Below are 19596 nucleotides of genomic sequence, written 5' to 3'. Positions count from 1 at the left end.
GTAAAGTGGCGCGCAATTGTCCACATTTTTTGTGAAAAATAAAGCATTCTGGTCGATTGAAGGGAAATCAGCTGACCGCAACGGCGGTAAGCGCAATAAAAGCAGCACAGTAATGGGACAACGAATAACCGCACAACACCTTACTACTGCGCCCACAGGAAGGACAGGAATCAATCGCCAAAGAGGTCGATTTGGTTGATAGCTGGCGCCGTGATACTCGAGGCACCGCCAGTTTTGCGGCCTTTTTGCTTCAAGCGAGAACCATGTTTGAGCAGTACTTGTCGGGCGCTCTCTTGGCCAGGCTCGCTACTACGAATGTGGCTGATTCTCGCTTTCATGATGCGGATATTATGCTCAGCATTGACCATCGCCAAGACGTAACCGGGCAAAGGCATAGTCTCATGGCAAGCAATTTGTTCAGGGCTATAGGGGCGCAACTCAGGAACCCAGCGCTTGATAAATTGACAATCCGGGTCCTGATCCATCAACTGCTTTAGGGGACTGTAAACACGAATAGTATTGATGCCGACGATTGCCGCCTGCATTTGTACCTGGGAAAAATGAATACCTGGCTCGTAATCGGTGAATAAACGAGCCAGTGGGTACTGCAAATCGCGCCAATGGATATGCAATCCAAAGCAGGCAAAGTTAACTACCATCGCCCGCATGCGAAAGTTCAGAAAACCGGTGGCCTGCAGGCAGCGCATACAAGCATCAACCAGGGGAAACCCGGTTTCGCCATTAATCCATGCCGCCAAACGCGCCGGGTCCTGTGTATATTCCAAAGCCTCATAGGCAGGATTGAGCGCACTGAACTCCATATAACTCGCCGACTCCAGCCGCTGTACAAAATGGTCGCGCCAGAATAATCGCGAACTAAAACTCTCCAGGCTTTTTTGCCAGCGCTGTGCGAGTAAGTTGTCAACGCCAGACTCCTGCTCATCCTCCAACTCATTCAAGCGCTGATGAAGGCGAAAAAAAATACGCCGCAGGCTCACAGTGCCCCAGGCAATATGGGGCGATAGTCGAGAACCGCACAAAAAGGCCTTGTTGGGCGATGAAATCCCTCCCCTATAGCGCAGCGAACGCTCCTGTAAAAAACTATCCAGTGTGCGCTGTGCACGCCGCTCACTCACCACCTGCACACTCGGCCAGTGAATGCGTTTGTCCAACAGCTCGGGCGCAAGCGCATCCAAGGGTGGAATGGCACTAGTGTTCAGGTGACGAATATCCGGTTGCGGAATATGAGTGGGCGGCGGCAGAGGTTCAGAGTCCAGAAGGCGCTTAGCGATAATTTGTGAGCGATTATCACGTGAGCGCAAACGGCGAATCACACCGGATTGAGGAAACTCGTACCACATAATATTCTGCTGTTTACACCATCTCGCCACTGCAATATCGCGCTGATAAGTAATGCCCGCACCGGTTTCTTCATGGGAATAGATGTGTGTAAACGCAAGCTGCTGTTGTAACCCGATAAATCCCTGGGGCAAGTCCGCTTTAATGACCAATAGCTCAGCACCGATTGCTCGCAGTGAAGACTGCAAATCCGCCAATGCCGTCAACTGTGCCTGCAAATGAAAAGCGGAAGCGTCCGGCGCTAAATAGACACGCGGCTCAAGGAAGAATACTGGAATAAGGTAAGTGCAACTAGCCAAAGCGGCTTGTAATGCAGGGTTATCATCAAGGCGAAAATCGCGTTTTATCCACCAGAGCGCACGCATAAAAAACCGAAAAACAGTAAGGGTTTTTCATGTACGAATTGCGGCCCCATACAGATCTTCCAATCACCACAAAAATCTAACGCTGCCAGCAAATAGATATTTTTTAGACAATAAAAAAGGCGATCCGAAGATCGCCTTTTGAAATTACTCAGCAGGAAGAATTACCAGCCAGTGATTTCTTTCAGTGCTTTACCAATGTCGGCCAAGCTCTTCACGGTTTTAACACCAGCGTCTTCCAGTGCAGCAAATTTCTCATCAGCAGTACCTTTACCGCCAGAAATAATCGCACCAGCGTGCCCCATACGCTTACCAGCAGGTGCAGTCACACCAGCGATGTAAGACACAACAGGCTTGGTCACGTTAGCTTTTATGTAAGCAGCCGCTTCTTCTTCTGCAGAACCACCGATTTCACCAATCATTACGATGGCTTCGGTTTGTGGGTCAGCTTGGAACAACTTCAAAATGTCGATGAAGTTAGAGCCTGGAATTGGGTCACCACCAATACCTACGCAAGTAGATTGGCCGAAACCGTAGTCGGTAGTTTGCTTAACCGCTTCGTAAGTCAAGGTGCCTGAACGTGAAACGATACCCACTTTACCTGGCTTGTGAATGTGGCCGGGCATAATGCCGATTTTGCACTCGCCCGGAGTGATAACACCTGGGCAGTTAGGGCCAATCAAACGCACGCCCAACTCGTCACACTTCACTTTCGCATCAAGCATATCGAGAGTTGGAATACCTTCCGTAATACATACGATCAGCTTGATACCACCGTTGGCAGCTTCAAGGATTGAATCTTTACAGAAAGCGGCAGGAACGTAGATTACTGATGCAGTAGCACCAGTTGCATCTACTGCTTCTTTCACAGTGTTGAACACTGGCAAGCCCAGGTGAGTTTGACCACCTTTGCCGGGAGTTACACCACCAACCATCTTGGTGCCGTAGGCAATCGCTTGTTCAGAGTGAAAAGTACCTTGTGCGCCAGTAAAACCCTGGCAGATTACTTTGGTGTCTTTGTTAATTAAAACGCTCATGTTCTTCGCCCCTTATTGATTCGCAGCAGCTGCAACAACTTTCTTGGCTGCGCCAGTCAAGTCAGTATCAGCAATGATGTTCAGGCCGCTTTCAGTCAGCACTTTCGCACCGATCTCAGCGTTGTTACCTTGCAAACGAACAACAACAGGGACTTTTACGCCAACTTCTTTCACTGCACCGATAACGCCTTCTGCAATCATGTCGCAACGTACGATACCGCCGAAGATGTTAATGAATACGGCTTTCACATTGTCATCAGACAGAATGATTTTGAATGCTTCAACCACGCGCTCTTTGGTTGCACCACCGCCTACATCGAGGAAGTTAGCGGGTTGGCCGCCGTGCAGCTTAACGATGTCCATGGTACCCATTGCCAAACCGGCGCCGTTTACCATACAACCGATATCGCCACCCAAAGCAACGTAGTTCAATTCCCAAGCTGCAGCGTGAGCTTCACGTGCATCTTCCTGGGTTGGGTCTTGCATTGCTTTCAATTCGGGGTGACGGTACAGCGCGTTGCCGTCGATTACCAACTTGGCGTCCAGACAGTGCAAGTTACCTTCTGGAGTAATTACCAGTGGGTTAACTTCCAACAGAGCCAGATCTTTCTCTTTAAAGAGTTTGGCCAAGCCGAGGAAAATATTGACGAATTGATTAACTTGCTTGCCTTCCAAACCAAGTTTGAAAGCCAATTCGCGGCCTTGGAAAGGCTGAGCACCAACCAGAGGATCAATTGTTGCTTTGAGAATTTTTTCTGGCGTTTCGTGCGCTACTTTCTCGATCTCTACACCACCTTCGGTAGAGGCCATGAACACAATGCGACGAGAAGAGCGATCTACTACCGCACCCAAATACAATTCTTTGGCGATATCGGTACAGGTTTCAACCAGAATACGGCTAACAGGCTGGCCTTTCTCATCAGTTTGATAAGTCACCAGATTCTTGCCTAACCACTTTTCAGCGAAAGCGCGAATATCTTCTTTGCTCTTAACCAGCTTTACGCCGCCCGCTTTACCGCGGCCACCAGCGTGAACCTGAGCTTTAACGACGAACATATCGCCGCCGATTTGATCTGCGGCAGCAACAGCCTCTTCAACGGTCGCAGCAGCAATGCCTTTAGAAACAGGCAAACCATATTGGGCAAACAGCTGCTTACCCTGATACTCGTGCAAATTCATGGTGTATTTCCATTTGACGATGGTTGGACATGCAATTATCGATAGGCATGCCAACTGGGTTATCGATGGCTCCATGCCTTGTGAGCATGGAACCGCCTAAAAAAACGAGGACTCTATGGTTCTCTTAACGCTTCTTCTTGTTGGCTACGTGGATGGCATGGCCATGCACTGCCAATGCTGCTTCGTGGATAGCTTCAGACAAGGTTGGGTGACCAAACACCATCATGCCCAAATCTTCCGCACTGGAACCGAATTCCATTGCAATCGCCACTTGCTGAACCAAATCTGCAGCACTTGGGCCAACAATATGGGCACCAAGGATACGATCAGTTTCGGCATGAGCAATAATTTTCACCAACCCTTGGGTTTCGTTAGCCGCCATAGCACGGCCAGATGCCGCAAATGGGAAAGTACCTACATTGTAGGGTTCACCTGAGGCTTTAACTTGCTCTTCTGTTTTACCAACAGAAGCAACTTCGGGGTGGGTATAAATTACGTTTGGAATAATATCGTAGTTGATTTGTGATTTTTGGCCAGCAATACGCTCAGCAACCATCACACCTTCTTCCGAACCTTTGTGCGCCAACATTGGGCCACGCACTACGTCGCCAATTGCCCATACACCCGGTGCATTAGTTTCGCATTGTTCATTCACAAAAATGAAACCGCGCTCATCCAGATTTACACCGCTGTCAGCAGCGAGCAGGTTCTCGGTAAATGGACGACGACCAACACAAACGATCAACTTATCAAAAGTCTCTTGTTGCTCTTTGCCATCTTTATCCAAATAAGTCACGGTGACTTCTTTACCGTTTACTTTTGAACCAGTGACACGTGAACTGGTGCGGATATCCAAACCTTGTTTGGTAAGGATTTTTTGGGTTTCTTTAGCGATTTGTTGATCCATGATAGCAAGGAAACTATCAAGTGCTTCCAATACCACAACCTTAGAGCCAAGGCGATTCCATACAGAACCCAGTTCCAAACCAATCACGCCTGCGCCAATTACACCCAAACGAGGAGGAACAGATTGGAATTCCAGAGCACCAGTAGAGTTCACAATCACATCATTGTCCACTGGAGCAACCGGGATATTGATAGGACTTGAGCCTGAGGCGAGAATGACGTTGTCCGCTTCCAGTACAGAAACCTTACCTTCAAAGTCGGTCACTTCAACTTTGCGGCCTGCTAACAACTTGCCGGTACCAAAAACGCTAGTAACACCATTTGCTTTAAACAGCGCTGCAATACCGCCAGTCAAATTTTTCACGATTTGCGCTTTGCGCGCGATCATCGACGGAACATTGATTTCAACGCCACTGGCAGTGATGCCGTGAATAGCGAAATCGTCTTTTGCTTCGTGGTATTTGTAAGAACTGTCCAGCAATGCTTTTGAGGGAATACAACCCACATTCAAGCAAGTACCGCCATTAACACCCTTACCTTCTTCATTGCGCCACTTCTCAACACACGCAGTTTTCAAACCCAATTGCGCTGCGCGAATAGCGGCAACGTACCCTGCTGGGCCCGAACCGATGACTACCACATCAAATTTTTCAGACATAACAATGTTCCCAAATTATTAACAGTCGGCTACAACCTTGTGAGCAATAGCCCTTCACATAAAAAAACGCTCTTAGGTTGCCAAGAGCGTTTCAGAAAAACCGTTTAGATTTCTAACAAAATACGTGCAGGATCTTCCAGCAAATCCTTGATGGTCACAAGGAACTGTACTGCTTCTTTACCATCCAGCAAACGGTGGTCGTAGGACAAGGCCAAGTACATCATTGGCAGAATTTCTACTTTGCCATTAACTGCCATGGGGCGCTCTTGAATCTTGTGCATACCCAGAATTGCTGATTGTGGCAGGTTCAAAATTGGAGTTGAAAGCAGAGAACCAAACACACCACCGTTAGTGATAGTGAAAGTGCCACCTGACATTTCTTCGATACCAAGCTTGCCGTCACGCGCGCGCAAACCGAAATCACGAATAGTGTTTTCGATGGTCGCCAAGCTCATATTTTCTGCATTGCGCAACACAGGAACAACCAAGCCCTTGTCAGTCGATACCGCCACACCAATATCCTGATAACCATGATATACAACATCGTTATTATCGATAGAGGCATTTACCACCGGGAAACGGCGCAGTGCTTCCGCCGCTGCTTTTACAAAGAAGCTCATAAAGCCCAAACGTGAGCCGTTGTGAGCCTTTTCAAATTGATCTTTGTATTTTGCACGCAGTGCCATTACTGGCGCCATGTTCACTTCATTGAAGGTAGTGAGCATAGCAGTAGTGCTGGATGCCTCCAGCAAACGCTCAGCAATACGCTTACGCAAGCGAGTCATAGGAACGCGCTTCTCAACGCGATCGCCAACGGCTTCAATAGCGGCAACCGGTGCTGGCGCAGCGGCTGGTGCGCTAGCGGCAGGAGCAGATTTCAAATGGTTGGCCACATCTTCTTTGGTAACACGGCCATCTTTGCCGCTGCCAGCAACAACAGCAGTGTTCACATTGTTTTCTTCGGCCATCTTGCGTGCGGCCGGATTAACCAGTTTTTCTGCAGCGGCGGCTGGAGCAGCTGCTTTAGCCTCAGCCTGTGGTGCAGCAGCAGGTGCAGAGGCAGCGACAGCACCCTCTACGAACTTGGCAATCACTTCATTGCTCAGCACCGTCTCGCCTTCGCCTTTAATGATTTCAGCAATGCTGCCATCAGCAGGAGCAACAACTTCCAATACAACCTTGTCGGTCTCAATATCAACAATTAATTCATCGCGCTTAACGGCTTCACCTGGTTTTTTGTGCCAGGTTGCTACCGTGCCATCGGCAACGGATTCAGGGAAGGTAGGGGCTTTGATTTCAATACTCATGCTATTCCATCTCTCTGTAGCGCTAGGATTTATTTGATCAAGTCAGTTAGTAAAAAGCACTCACACAGTGAGCGCTTTATTCACAAAACGTTTTTCTTCTTCAATATGCGCCGACATGTAACCACCTGCCGGAGCTGCCGATGCTTCACGACCCACATAATCAAGATACATATCGCGGCCATAGAGCTCTTGAACGGCATGGCGCATATGGTGCTGACTGCTATACCACGCACCTTGGTTCATGGGCTCTTCCTGACACCAGAAGATATCTTTGATTTTGGTAAATGGAGCCAAGGCCGCCTTCAATTCCTCTTCCGGGAAAGGATACAACTGCTCCAAACGGATTAATGCAACATTCTCTTGCTGACGAGCCGTTCTTTCTTCGAGTAGGGTGTAATAAACCTTACCACTGCACAAGATCACTCGCTCAACCTTTGCCGGATCAACAGAGTTATCACCAATAACGTTCTGGAAAGAACCGTTTGCCAGCTCTTCCAGTGTGGAAGTTGCCAACTTGTGACGCAGAAGTGACTTGGGACTCATTACCACCAGCGGACGACGCATCGGGCGAATCGCCTGACGGCGCAGCATGTGGAATACCTGTGCTGGAGTAGTAGGCACACACACTTGAATATTGTGCTCAGCACACAACTGCATAAAACGCTCAAGACGTGCAGATGAGTGCTCTGGCCCCTGCCCTTCATAACCGTGAGGCAGCAACATAGTCAAGCCACACAAACGGCCCCACTTGTGCTCACCACTGGTAATAAACTGGTCAATCACAACCTGAGCGCCGTTTGCAAAGTCACCAAACTGCGCTTCCCATATCACCAACCCTGTTGGTGCTGTAGTTGCATAACCGTATTCGAATGCCAGCACCGCTTCTTCAGACAGGTAAGAATCAAACAATTCAAAAGAAGGCTGATCTGGCGCCATATTAGCTAATGGCACATAGGCAGAACCATCTTTTTGGCTATGAATCACGGCATGGCGATGCGAAAAAGTACCGCGACCTACATCCTGCCCGGTCATACGTACCTGATAGCCTTGCTCAACGAGAGTTGCATAGGCCAAGGTTTCAGCCATCCCCCAGTTAAGAGGCAATGCACCTGCTGCCATTTTGCGGCGATCTTCGTAAATTTTTTCGACCTGCTTTTGCAATACCACGCCGTCGGGCACTTCACACATCTTGTTGGCGGCAGCTTGCAAAGTCTTTAATTCACAGCCGGTATTGGCTGGTGTCAGCCAATCATGGCCAATATAGGGTGACCAATCAACAAAAAGACTACGATCCGGCTCGCTAACCAAACCACTTGCTACATTCTCACCGCGATCAAGTGACGCACGGTAATTTGTCGTCATTTCATCTGCGGCAGATTGGGTTAACACGTTTTCAGCAACGAGTTTTTCTGCATAAAGGGTACGTGTTGTCTTTAGACTGCGAATCACCTGATACATCAAGGGCTGGGTCGCCGATGGTTCATCGGTCTCGTTATGGCCTCGACGGCGATAACATACCAGATCCACTACCACATCTTTCTTGAACTCATAGCGATAATCCATTGCCAACTGGGCAATGAACAATACAGCTTCTGGATTATCACCATTGACGTGAAAAATCGGAGCCTCAATCATCTTGGCAACATCGGTGCAATACTCGGTAGAACGAGCATCTTCACGTTTGTTGGTAGTAAAACCTACCTGGTTATTAATCACCAAATGAAGTGTTCCGCCGGTGCCATAAGCGCGGGTTTGAGACATCTGGAAAGTCTCCATAACCACGCCTTGGCCCGCAAAAGCCGCATCACCATGAACCACAATCGGAACGACTTTGGAACCGGTTTTATCTTTGCGACGATCCTGACGAGCACGCACAGAGCCTTCTACTACCGGTGATACGATTTCCAAATGGGATGGGTTAAATGCCATCGCCATATGTAACTCACCACCCGGAGTCATTACGTTAGAAGAAAAACCGGAGTGATACTTCACGTCACCGGAAGTACTCAACGAACGCTTGCCATCAAATTCGGCAAATAATTCTGCCGGGCTTTTACCAAAAACATTAATCAAAGCATTTAGGCGACCGCGGTGCGCCATACCTAGCACAATTTCTTTTGCGCCATAGGTACCCGCGCGCTTAACCAAGGCATCAACAAGGGGGATAAAGCTTTCACCACCTTCAAGACCAAAGCGTTTGGTACCGGGGTATTTACTGTCCAAATGACGCTCGAGCCCTTCTGCGGCAGTCAGGCGCTCAAGTAACGCCAGACGCTGTTCTTTGGTGAACTCAGGATTGGAGCGCACACTTTCAAGGCGCTGTTGCAGCCATTGCTTCTCTGCCAGAGGAGTAATGTGCATGATTTCTGCGCCGATGTGACCACAATAGGTCTTTTCAAGCGCTTCAATAATTTCGCGCAGCGTTGCCTGCTCTTTGCCGATAAACAAAGTGCCAGTATTGAACACTGTATCCAGATCAGCATTAGTCAAACCGTGAAAGCCCAACTCCAAATCAGGTACAGCGTCACGCTGCATCAAACCAAGAGGATCGAGTTGCGCTTTCTGGTGACCACGAAAACGATAAGAACTAATCAGTTGCAGAACCTTTATTTGTTTTTGTTCATGTTCTGCGCTAACTGAACCGCCAGCAACCGTAACGGTGCGAACGCGAGACTTGCCGAGTTGTTCAAACTGGGCACGAATGACCGAGTGGGGAGTATCTTGAGTCAGCACACCGTTAACACGAGGCAACTGATCAAAATAATTGCGCCATTCTTCAGGAACGGCATTAGGGTTATGTAAATACGTGTCGTAGAGCTCTTCGACATAAGCAGCGTTCCCACCGGAGATATGAGATGTGCTCCAAAATTGCTCCATCATGCTGTCTTGCATTCCACTCACCTTAATCATTGGGGGTATCCCCCCTGCTATCAACAACTAGCGGTTAGCTACCAAACGCTTTCAACTTGTGATTAAAAGCGCCGCTTTTAAGTTGCCGCAACGCTGAGCTGCAGCAAACAGCCTTACATATTCAAAAAATCATCCAGTTAGCGCGACAATTTTTTGACCAGTTTAAATGCAGAAAAGCGCTACCTTTAGGTAGCGCTCTGTAAAAGCATGTTGCGAATATGACCAATCGCTCTTGTCGGGTTAAGCCCTTTTGGACATACCGCCACACAGTTTTGGATACCATGACAACGGAAGACGCTGAACGGGTCATCCAAATTGGACAAGCGTTTTTGGGTGGCCAAATCACGGCTATCGGCAAGGAAGCGATAAGCCTGCAACAAACCGGCTGGACCAATAAACTTATCCGGATTCCACCAGAAAGATGGACAACTGGTTGAGCAACAGGCGCAAAGTATACACTCATAAAGACCATCTAGCTTGGCGCGATCTTCCGGTGATTGCAAACGCTCGATGGCTGGCGCTGGTGTATCGTTTTGCAGATAGGGCTCGATTTTTTTGTATTGATCGTAGAACTGGGTCATATCAACCACGAGATCACGAATCACAGGCAAACCTGGCAAGGGGCGCAATATCAACGTATTGTTTTTAACACATTCCGATATCGGCTTGATGCAAGCCAAGCCATTTTTACCATTAATGTTCATACCATCAGAACCACACACGCCTTCGCGGCAAGAGCGGCGATAGGCAAGTGACTCATCCTGTGCTTTTAACAGCTCAAGAACGTCAAGCACCATCAGATCCTTACCTTGAGTGTCGATCTCATAGGTCTTCATGTAGGGTGCATTATCAACGTCAGGGTTGTAGCGATACACTTGTACTTTCAACATGATTTCAGCTCCCGATTAATAAGTACGTTTTTTGGGTTGGAAAGCGTCCATAGTGCGCGGTTTAAAGTTAACCGCACGCTTACCAACACGCTTGTCAGCGGGGAAATACATGGAGTGACATAACCAGTTAGTATCGTCACGATCTTCAAAGTCTTCGCGTGCATGGGCGCCGCGAGACTCTTTGCGCTCTTCCGCTGCAATCGCGGTCGCTTCAGCAACTTCAAGCAGGTTTTGCAATTCCAGAGCTTCGATACGCGCGGTATTGAATGCACTGCTTTTATCGGTGATTGAAACATTTTCGATGCGCTTACGCAGCTCAGCCAGTTGCTCAATACCCTTTTGCATAAACTCACCCTTGCGGAACACACCGAAGTAGTTCTGCATGATGGTTTGCAATTCCTTACGCAACACAGACGCACTTTCACCTGTTGTGGAAGTATTAATTTTGTTAAGACGAGCCATCGCTTTGTCGATATCGGCCTGACTTGCATCGCGGTGCTCAATACCTTCACGCAAGGCTTTCTCGATGTACAAACCGGCTGCACGCCCGAATACAACCAAGTCAAGCAGTGAGTTACCACCCAAGCGGTTAGCACCGTGCACTGATACACAAGCCACTTCACCACAGGCAAACAAGCCATCGATAATGATGTCATTACCATTGGCATCTTGCGTCAAAGCTTGACCATTAACATTGGTAGGAATACCACCCATCATGTAGTGACAGGTTGGCACCACAGGAATTGGGGCGTAAACAGGATCAACGTGAGCAAATGTGCGTGAAAGTTCACAAATACCAGGTAACTTGCTTTCCAGAACCTCTTCACCTAAGTGATCAAGCTTCAGTAACACGTGATCTTTATTTGGACCAACACCACGACCGGCAATGATCTCCTGAATCATGGAGCGCGCCACAACATCACGACCTGCAAGGTCTTTGGCATTAGGAGCATAACGCTCCATGAAACGCTCTCCATCTGCATTGATCAGGTAGCCACCCTCACCACGACAACCTTCGGTCACCAGTACACCAGCACCTGCGATACCCGTCGGGTGGAACTGCCACATTTCGATATCTTGTACCGGGAAGCCAGCACGCAACGCCATGCCAACACCATCACCGGTATTGATATGTGCATTGGTGGTAGAAGCATAAATACGCCCTGCTCCACCAGTCGCCAATACAGTTGCCTTGGCTTTTACATAAACGGTTTCGCCATCTTCAATGTTGATTGCGATAACACCAACTACTGCACCATCCTGGTTTTTTACCAGATCAACTGCAAACCATTCATTCAGGAATACAGTCTTGTTTTTCAGGTTGCCCTGATAAAGGGTATGCAGCAAGGCATGGCCAGTGCGGTCTGCTGCTGCGCAAGTACGCGCTGCCTGACCACCTTCGCCGAAGTTTTTGGATTGACCACCAAAAGGACGCTGATAGATACGGCCATTTTCAGTGCGTGAAAATGGTAAGCCCATGTGCTCCAACTCAAACACCGCTTCCGGACCAACAGAACACATATATTCAATAGCATCCTGATCACCGATGTAATCAGAGCCTTTCACTGTGTCATACATATGCCAGCGCCAATCATCATTAGGATCAGCACTTGCAATTGCACAGGTAATGCCACCTTGGGCAGATACAGTATGTGAACGAGTGGGGAAAACCTTGGTGATTACTGCAGTTTTATAGCCCGACTGAGCCAGTTGCAGCGCAGCGCGCATGCCCGCACCACCACCACCAATTACAATACCGTCAAACGAAATCGTGCGCATATTAGCCATTAGTTAACACCCCAAATTACTTGAATACCCCATATGAGATAGGTCAATGCAACAGCACCCAGGACTATCTGGGCCAATATACGTAAAAAAGTTGCCTTGGAGCCTAACAGGCGAGTGGTTAAATAATCGGTTAATACAACCCACAAACCGATCCACGCATGAGATATAAAAGAAAGAAGTGTTGCCAGCGTGAACACACGCATCCACAACTGACTGTAAAGAGATTGCCATTGCTCATAAGTGAGCTCAGGAGTAGTAACAAGGTATACAGTAAGAAATACTGTGTAGGCAGCCATTATCGAACCACCAACACGTTGAATTAGCCAATCGTAAAGACCGCTACGCCCAAAACTGGTTACTGAAGTTACCATACCCACACCCCTGCCAATACGATCAAAACGATAGCGACAAACAAGGCAATCTTGGCACCTGTCTGCCCACCTTTCAGTGACTCACCCACACCGAAATCCATAATTAAATGGCGTACGCCTAACACCATGTGGTAAGCCAACCCGGCAAGAACTACCCATAGCACGGCTTTAAATACAGGATGCGAAGTAAGTGCAGCTACGGCATTAAAACCCTCCTGAGAACGAAGACTTGAGTCCAACATCCACAGCAGAACAGCGACACCAGCAAAAAGGAACACGCCGGAGACACGATGAAGAATGGATACGTATGCAGTAATGGGAAGCTTGATTGTTGATATATCTAGGTTGACAGGTCTTTTCTTTTTCACGGTCTAGATCACCTTTATGCCCATCGCGGGCAGGTTTAAGAGTAAGCACCACACTTTTATATCTGCAGTAGACAAAAAAGTGCAGTGCGCCCTGCAAGTCGCGCAGCATTATAGAGAGTGGCCCTTGGAAACACAAACAAAAAGCCGCTCACGTCCAACCTTAAAGGCAACCAAAGTAGGTACGATTAATATTTAACGTGCTTTTTACACAAGATGCTGATTTCCCTGAATTATTTCCTTAAAAGTGCACATTTTTAATGCACAGAAATAATCATTATGCTGCGACGCCCCACATCACTTCATCAGCATTTACGCAAAGCCCAAAAACCCGGATCGCCACCAACAGCGTTTTTCAAAAAAGAAGGTAAATTTGCCCCCGAAGCGCACCAAAAACTTTCGCCTTAACAATTAAGTCATCTATAATGCCGCTCGCAATCGGCAGCGTCAGCTCATATAAGCAGCTGACTAGTCCATAAAAAGTAGCCGGCCTATAAAGCTGTCAAAAGCAGAGCTATTTGTAGAAAGCAAAGCCACCTACGGTTTTTATTCGTTGAGTAAAGCGAAACATGCTTCTCTCAAGCCTTTAGTCCAAATCAGTAAGCACAGGAGTCAGTAATGACTGACAAGAAAGCACATCTCACGATTGATGGTATTGATAAGACGATCGAGTTACCTATCTACGCCAGCACTATCGGACCAGACGTTATTGACGTCACCAGCATCACCAAAAATGGCTTCTTCACATTCGATCCGGGCTTCATGTCCACCGCCTCATGCGAATCCAGCATTACATTTATTGATGGTGACGAAGGTGTACTTCTCCACCGCGGCTACCCAATCGAACAACTCGCTGTCTCCTCTGATTACCTTGAAACCTGCTACCTTCTACTGAATGGCGAATTGCCAACCCCAGCCCAGAAAGAAGAATTCACAGCTGAAATCAAAAAACACTCCGCCGTAGACCCCTCCGTCGCCAATATTATCAAGAGCTTCAAACGCGAATCCCACCCAATGGCGATTCTTTGCAGCGCTGTAGCGGCCTTGGCAGCTGTTTATAACGACGAAATCGACATTACTGATGAGGCGAGCCGCAAACTGACCGCCTACCGCCTGATTGGCCAAATGCCGACCTTATCGGCCATGGTATACAAACACAGTAAAGGCGAAGAGTTCATTGCTCCTGATGACAGCCTGAGCTATGCCGAAAACTACCTGAACATGACTTTTGGCACTGCAGGCAAGGCACCGAACGTTAGCAAAACCATCGCCAAGGCAATGGATCGCATTTTTGTACTTCATGCTGATCACGAACAAAACGCATCAACATCAACCGTACGCCTGTCAGGCTCTTCAGGCACCAATCCATTCGCAGCGATTGCCGCCGGCATCTCTACACTCTGGGGCCCTGCTCATGGTGGTGCCAATGAAGCTGTACTTAAAATGCTTGAAGAGATTGGTACAGTTGAAAACATTGAAGCCTGTGTTGCTCGCGCCAAAGACAAGACCTCTGGCTTCCGCCTGATGGGCTTTGGTCACCGTGTGTACAAGAACTTTGACCCACGCGCCAAAGTCATGAAGCAAACATGTGATGAAGTCCTTGCCGAACTCGGCTTGGAAAACGACCCACTGCTAGCGATTGCAAAACGCCTTGAGCAAATTGCACTGGAAGACCCCTACTTCATTTCCAAAAAACTCTACCCCAATGTCGACTTCTACTCAGGCATCATCATGAAAGCAATCGGTATCCCAACCGAAATGTTTACTGTGATTTTTGCTTTGGGTCGCGCAGTTGGCTGGTACTCGCACTGGAATGAAATGGTGAGCGGCCCTTACAAAATCGGTCGTCCACGCCAGCAATACACTGGTAGCCCAAAGCGTGATTACCCAAACAAATAACACATTATTTGTTTGAACATGTTTACAACAAAAAGGCCGCAGTATGCGGCCTTTTTGTTGGGATCGTTTTTTACGGTCCCCTGTATTTCTAAAACGATGAATATTTACTAAAAACTCCAGTCAGCCATTAGCCAGAACTTTTTGGTATCTTTGAAGGCTGCAACTTCACCCATCGAGAAATCTGCGTATTTTGCCATCAATACCACCGGCCCAAATTTCCTGCTCACACTGAAATCAATTTCATTACCGTAATCCAACGCCCCCTTGTCTGAGTCAAATTGGTGATAACTCACCAGTATTTGAGCGCCTGCTGCCGTTACACCAACATTTATATATTTGTCCTCCAACCCAACAACAGGTGTTGCAAGAAATTTATCAGCCCAACCTTGAAAAGCATGCATAGTCGCCAATGGCGTTGAGAATCCATACAGCCCTTTATCCGACCCTAGCAGCTCATAGCCAAGCGTAAATGCAAATGGCAATAGATTCAAAGTTCCCTCCGCCAGGAAATAGTCCGCCTCAAATTCCTCTGCTGCACCTGCCTTTGTTTGCTGCGCATATTCCAGGTTATACAAAAACGTTTGACTTGCAGCCCCCTGCCAACGCACACCAAAGGTATCGCTACTTGCACTTTTGGCTATAGCAGGATTTTCTACATCCAACAAATAGGTATACGCAATTAACTTGCCCGCATTAAATCCACTGTAACTCACATTAAATATATGGCTATTGTGCTTATGATCACCCTGGATGGGGTTATTATCACCGAAAACACGATTCACATTATTGATGTAAGCGTAAGTAAAGTTAATGACATCCGTTGTTTTATTCACCCATGAGACACCATCATAGGTCTGTTCATTTTGCCTCCATCCGACATTACCGATAAAACGTGCATTATCTAAAATTAATCGCTGACGCCCATATTTGAGCTGATTATTGGTAGTTGTATATGACACGAATGCCTGATTAACTTCAGTTCCCTCTGGATCTGCGATTATTGCTGTACCAGGATTATTTAAATCACCGGAAGGTGCCGTGCGATAATCAACATCACCCGTCAACTCCGTAACATCATCAAACTCTGCGGAAAACCCCAAGCCATTCCAGGCTCCAGACTGATAAGAAAGCCGAGAGCGCGCAGTCAGCGCATCAGAATCTTTTAATCCGTCTTCACTAACATCTTCGTAACGTGTACGAAAACTCACCTTCACAACACTCCCTTGCTGCAAGGATTCTGTGAATGTTTTCGCAGAGGCATATGGCGCACAAAAAATAAAAGTGCCTGTCGCCATCACAAGATGAAACATCGTTTTTTTCATAAAGCCTTCCCCAAAGATGTGATAGATATTTTCAGCTGTTGGCAGACTCGCATCACATTGCATTTCGCCGGCAACCTGCACCAAAAAGTTTCCAGCAAAATTTACAACGAAAACAGGAACACCAACCTGGTTGGCGTAGCGCAAGCCTTATGCCAATAACCGTAAAAACCCAAACACCTAAAAATAAATCTCTATGAATCAAGGGGATATAAAAACCACAGAAAACTCATCACCACAAAAACAATTTTTCCAAAAGCCCCTTTATGGGGATAAGTCATTATTAAAAGCACCACAGACAAACAAAAATAAAAATAGTAGCGCACCAATTAACAACAAAAAAATGCACGCCCTACTTGCAAGCAAGATCAAAAATAGCGCACACCATAAAATCGACCCCATTATTTTTAGGCAAAAAAAAGCCGCACCAATAATGGTGCGGCTATTCCAAACAAAAAATGGCTAAAGAATTCTAACGCTAGCCCCCTGCGCCACACCTTTGTCTATGCGAACATGAGAAAACGTCAGATCCAAAACACCATTTGCCACTAGCGCAAAGGGTTCAAGAATAAGCGCAAACAACTCTTCTGGAGTTCGCTTCAAACCAAAGTCGGTGCCAGCATCGGGGTAGCACTTCAAATCAACCGCCAAGGTCTTCCACCCCATTCCCGCAATTTCACGCAACTCTTTTGTGATATCGACTTGGGAATAACAGGAAGGGCCACAACCAATTCTGACCCAAGCCTGATTAGCAGGGGCAGAGTCCACTCGAATATCGAAAAGTAGCGAAGAGTCAGCTTCATAGTAATCGCTTAACACCTGGCGGTTTTGACTGGACACGGCAACCAGTCCTTCGCCAGCACCATTCCATTGCGCCCGGCGCGCATCTTCCTGCACATCGCGATCAACACAACTCACGGTAAGCGTAGAGACACTACCAATATTGCCATTCAACAGGATTCGATCATTATTTTTACCTTCGAGCATGACACGATAATCACCCAAAGGCCGCCGATTGAACAACTCCAACGTCTGCGAACTTGCTTCTATGGCAACACCTTCCTCAGGCAAGTCATCACCCAACGCAGAAGCTTCGTCATAACGCAGACCAAAACCATATGCAAACAAAGGATCATAATCCTCACCCCCCCAGTTAAGCGGCCCCTGATCAGGTCGCTTGGGCCAGGAAAATGATAGTTGCCCCGTTACAGGGTGATTAATATTTCCGTCAATGCCACTAAATACGACATCTGCCACACCCGCACCTTCAGTGCCAGGCTGCCAAATAACCATAAAGGCATCTGATTGATTGAGCTCTCTGTTGATCCACATGGGACGACCAGTAACGAACAGGGATACAACCGGAATGCCTTGGGACTTTAATGCCTTCAGCAATTCCAGATCGCGCGTATCACCTGCTTTTAATAGCTGATGCTGAACATCACCCTGCATTTCCGCATAGGGGTCTTCACCAAACACCACAATGGCCACATCAGGCTTTTGCTCATAGGAACCATCTGGGCTCAGTACAGCCTTACCACCTGCAGCAGAAACGGCAGCATTAATGCCCGTCCACACGGTAGTTGCACCCGGGAAGTCCGCCATGGTGTTGCCAGTCCCCTGCCAATTCACCGACCAACCACCCGTTTGCTTACTAATGTCATCCGCACCATCACCGGCAACCAGAACATTCAAGCGAGGCGAAAGCGGCAGAATATTGTTTTTGTTCTTCAACAACACCAATGACTCTCGCACAGCTTGACGTGCAACAGCACGATGCGCGGGCGCCCCCAATAACTCATCTTTGCCAGCATAAGGACGCTGTGATGGCAGGCCTTTGTGCCACAGATTTGCTCGCAACTTAACGCGCAAGATACGCTTTACGGCATCATCAATACGCGACAGAGGTATAACCCCCGTTTTTGCCTGCTCCAATGTGTTGCGATACAACTGCTTCCAATCAGGATCAGGCACCATGAAGATATCCAGCCCCGCATTGACCGCTTGCGGACAATTGAGCACTGTCGCACCAGCAACAAAGCCATGGCCATTCCAATCGCCAACTACAAGACCATCAAAACCCATTTGCTCTTTTAACACTTGGGTCAGTAAATATTGATGGCCGTGCATATGTTCGCCGTGCCAGCTATTAAAAGATGCCATCACCGACTGGACACCGGCCTCTATTGCACTGTAATACCCTGCCGCATGTATGCGATACAAAGTCTCTTCGTCAGCAAGGCAATCACCACGATCAATTCCGTTATGGGTACCGCCGTCAGCAATAAAATGTTTTGCAGTAGAGAGGACCTTGTAGCTCGACAGAAAGCCGGAATCACCAGCCTCGCCTTGCAGCCCTTCCACCATCATCCCAGCGTAGTCACGCACCAACTCAGGATGCTCTGAATAGGACTCATAAGTGCGCCCCCAGCGATCATCACGAGCGACTGCTACGGTAGGCGAAAAATCCCAATCCAGGCCAGTTACCGCAATTTCTGTTGCGGTGATATTGCCGATTTGCTTAATCAATTCCGGGTTGCGCGCTGCCCCCAGTGCAATGTTATGGGGAAACAAAGTCGCACCAACAATATTGCCAACACCGTGTACTGCGTCCGTTCCCCACATAATCGGAATCGCTAGATAGCCATCGCTATCATCCATAGACGCTTGATAATAGGCATCTGCGATTGCCAACCAATCAGCTGCTTTTGAGTAACGATTTCCATTTGGTACTGAGCCACCACCATTCAATACTGAACCTATGTGAAAATCCTTCACATCCTGCGGTGTTAAATGCCTGATTTCCGGCTGAATCATTTGCCCTATTTTCTCTTCTAGGCTCATATCACCAAGAATGTGATCAATCTTTGCCTCGAGAACAGGATCTTTTTTAACCTTGCTAGTGATACTGGGCCACTGCACTTGTGCAACCTCCGGAACGACATATATGTAATAAAGAGTAATCAGCGAGAACGCTACCCATTAATGACAGCGCTGTCAACAAAATACAAAGAAAGCTAATAAGCGACAACATAAATACCATTTATCATCTATAAATGATGTAAATTAACCTAACTAAACACGATTACACTCTCCCTACTGCCGTATTGCAGGCATTTGGGGGCTCTCGCCCAAAAGTGAATTTCCGCCAATTGCGTTTAGTGTTATTCTCCCGCGCTCAAGAATTACTACGGTCCTAACACACCATCTATAACAATCTAATCTTCTTATGTAAAAGAAGTTGAG

The 19596-nt window shown here is 47.6% G+C and carries 14 protein-coding genes; 2 read left to right on the top strand and 12 right to left on the bottom strand.

The genetic code is table 11. The annotated features are described in order from the left end of the window. Positions 1–170: 170 nt before the first annotated feature. The 10 genes from B0D95_RS03670 to sdhC form a co-directional block, all read right to left on the bottom strand. On the bottom strand, positions 171–1724 hold the full coding sequence (locus B0D95_RS03670; protein WP_078042634.1) for an FAD-binding domain-containing protein: 1554 nt from the start codon (positions 1722–1724) through the stop codon (positions 171–173). A 161-nt stretch (positions 1725–1885) separates the two neighbouring features. Continuing rightward, positions 1886–2758 (bottom strand): succinate--CoA ligase subunit alpha, encoded by an 873-nt coding sequence (gene sucD / locus B0D95_RS03665; RefSeq protein WP_078042633.1) that lies wholly within the window; start codon positions 2756–2758, stop codon positions 1886–1888. A 12-nt stretch (positions 2759–2770) separates the two neighbouring features. Further along, the gene (sucC, locus tag B0D95_RS03660) at positions 2771–3937 is read right to left on the bottom strand and encodes an ADP-forming succinate--CoA ligase subunit beta (protein ID WP_078042632.1); all 1167 of its coding nucleotides are present in this window, start codon (positions 3935–3937) and stop codon (positions 2771–2773) included. 124 nt (positions 3938–4061) lie between these two features. Then, positions 4062–5501: a dihydrolipoyl dehydrogenase gene (gene lpdA, locus B0D95_RS03655; RefSeq protein WP_078042631.1), complete on the bottom strand. Its 1440-nt coding sequence runs from the start codon at positions 5499–5501 to the stop codon at positions 4062–4064. A gap of 104 nt (positions 5502–5605) precedes the next feature. Further along, positions 5606–6808 (bottom strand): 2-oxoglutarate dehydrogenase complex dihydrolipoyllysine-residue succinyltransferase, encoded by a 1203-nt coding sequence (odhB, locus tag B0D95_RS03650; RefSeq protein WP_078042630.1) that lies wholly within the window; start codon positions 6806–6808, stop codon positions 5606–5608. 60 nt (positions 6809–6868) lie between these two features. After that, the gene (locus B0D95_RS03645; protein WP_078042629.1) at positions 6869–9700 is read right to left on the bottom strand and encodes a 2-oxoglutarate dehydrogenase E1 component; all 2832 of its coding nucleotides are present in this window, start codon (positions 9698–9700) and stop codon (positions 6869–6871) included. A 203-nt stretch (positions 9701–9903) separates the two neighbouring features. Then, the gene (locus B0D95_RS03640; RefSeq protein ID WP_078042628.1) at positions 9904–10608 is read right to left on the bottom strand and encodes a succinate dehydrogenase iron-sulfur subunit; all 705 of its coding nucleotides are present in this window, start codon (positions 10606–10608) and stop codon (positions 9904–9906) included. A gap of 15 nt (positions 10609–10623) precedes the next feature. Then, a complete protein-coding gene (gene sdhA / locus B0D95_RS03635; RefSeq protein WP_078042627.1) occupies positions 10624–12396 on the bottom strand; it encodes a succinate dehydrogenase flavoprotein subunit in 1773 nt (590 codons plus the stop codon). Continuing rightward, a complete protein-coding gene (gene sdhD / locus B0D95_RS03630; RefSeq protein WP_078042626.1) occupies positions 12396–12767 on the bottom strand; it encodes a succinate dehydrogenase, hydrophobic membrane anchor protein in 372 nt (123 codons plus the stop codon). Before sdhD ends, sdhA begins: the two co-directional genes overlap by 1 nt. Further along, a complete protein-coding gene (gene sdhC / locus B0D95_RS03625) occupies positions 12761–13135 on the bottom strand; it encodes a succinate dehydrogenase, cytochrome b556 subunit (protein WP_078042625.1) in 375 nt (124 codons plus the stop codon). The genes sdhD and sdhC overlap by 7 nt, the downstream gene beginning before the upstream one ends. 615 nt (positions 13136–13750) lie before the next feature. On the opposite strand from sdhC, the gene B0D95_RS03620 reads away from it, so the two are divergent. Next, complete coding sequence (locus B0D95_RS03620) at positions 13751–15031, top strand: citrate synthase (protein WP_078042624.1); 1281 nt, start codon at positions 13751–13753, stop codon at positions 15029–15031. A gap of 107 nt (positions 15032–15138) precedes the next feature. On the opposite strand, the gene B0D95_RS03615 is transcribed toward B0D95_RS03620, so the two are convergent. Then, positions 15139–16497 (bottom strand): alginate export family protein, encoded by a 1359-nt coding sequence (locus B0D95_RS03615; RefSeq protein ID WP_246841715.1) that lies wholly within the window; start codon positions 16495–16497, stop codon positions 15139–15141. Between the two features lie 49 nt (positions 16498–16546). On the opposite strand from B0D95_RS03615, the gene B0D95_RS03610 reads away from it, so the two are divergent. Beyond that, entirely contained in the window at positions 16547–16816 is a 270-nt protein-coding gene (locus B0D95_RS03610; protein WP_078042623.1) for a hypothetical protein, read from the top strand. On the opposite strand, the gene B0D95_RS03605 is transcribed toward B0D95_RS03610, so the two are convergent. After that, positions 16813–19272, bottom strand: a complete 2460-nt coding sequence (locus B0D95_RS03605; RefSeq protein WP_078042622.1) for an exo 1,3/1,4-beta-D-glucan glucohydrolase — start codon at positions 19270–19272, stop codon at positions 16813–16815. The two genes, B0D95_RS03610 and B0D95_RS03605, sit on opposite strands and share 4 nt — an antisense overlap. Positions 19273–19596: the final 324 nt, after the last annotated feature.

The sequence above is a fragment of the Cellvibrio sp. PSBB023 genome (assembly GCF_002007605.1).
Taxonomy (GTDB): domain Bacteria; phylum Pseudomonadota; class Gammaproteobacteria; order Pseudomonadales; family Cellvibrionaceae; genus Cellvibrio.
The sequence above is the reverse complement of the archived record's forward strand: the minus strand, read 5'-3'. Positions and strand labels throughout refer to the sequence as shown.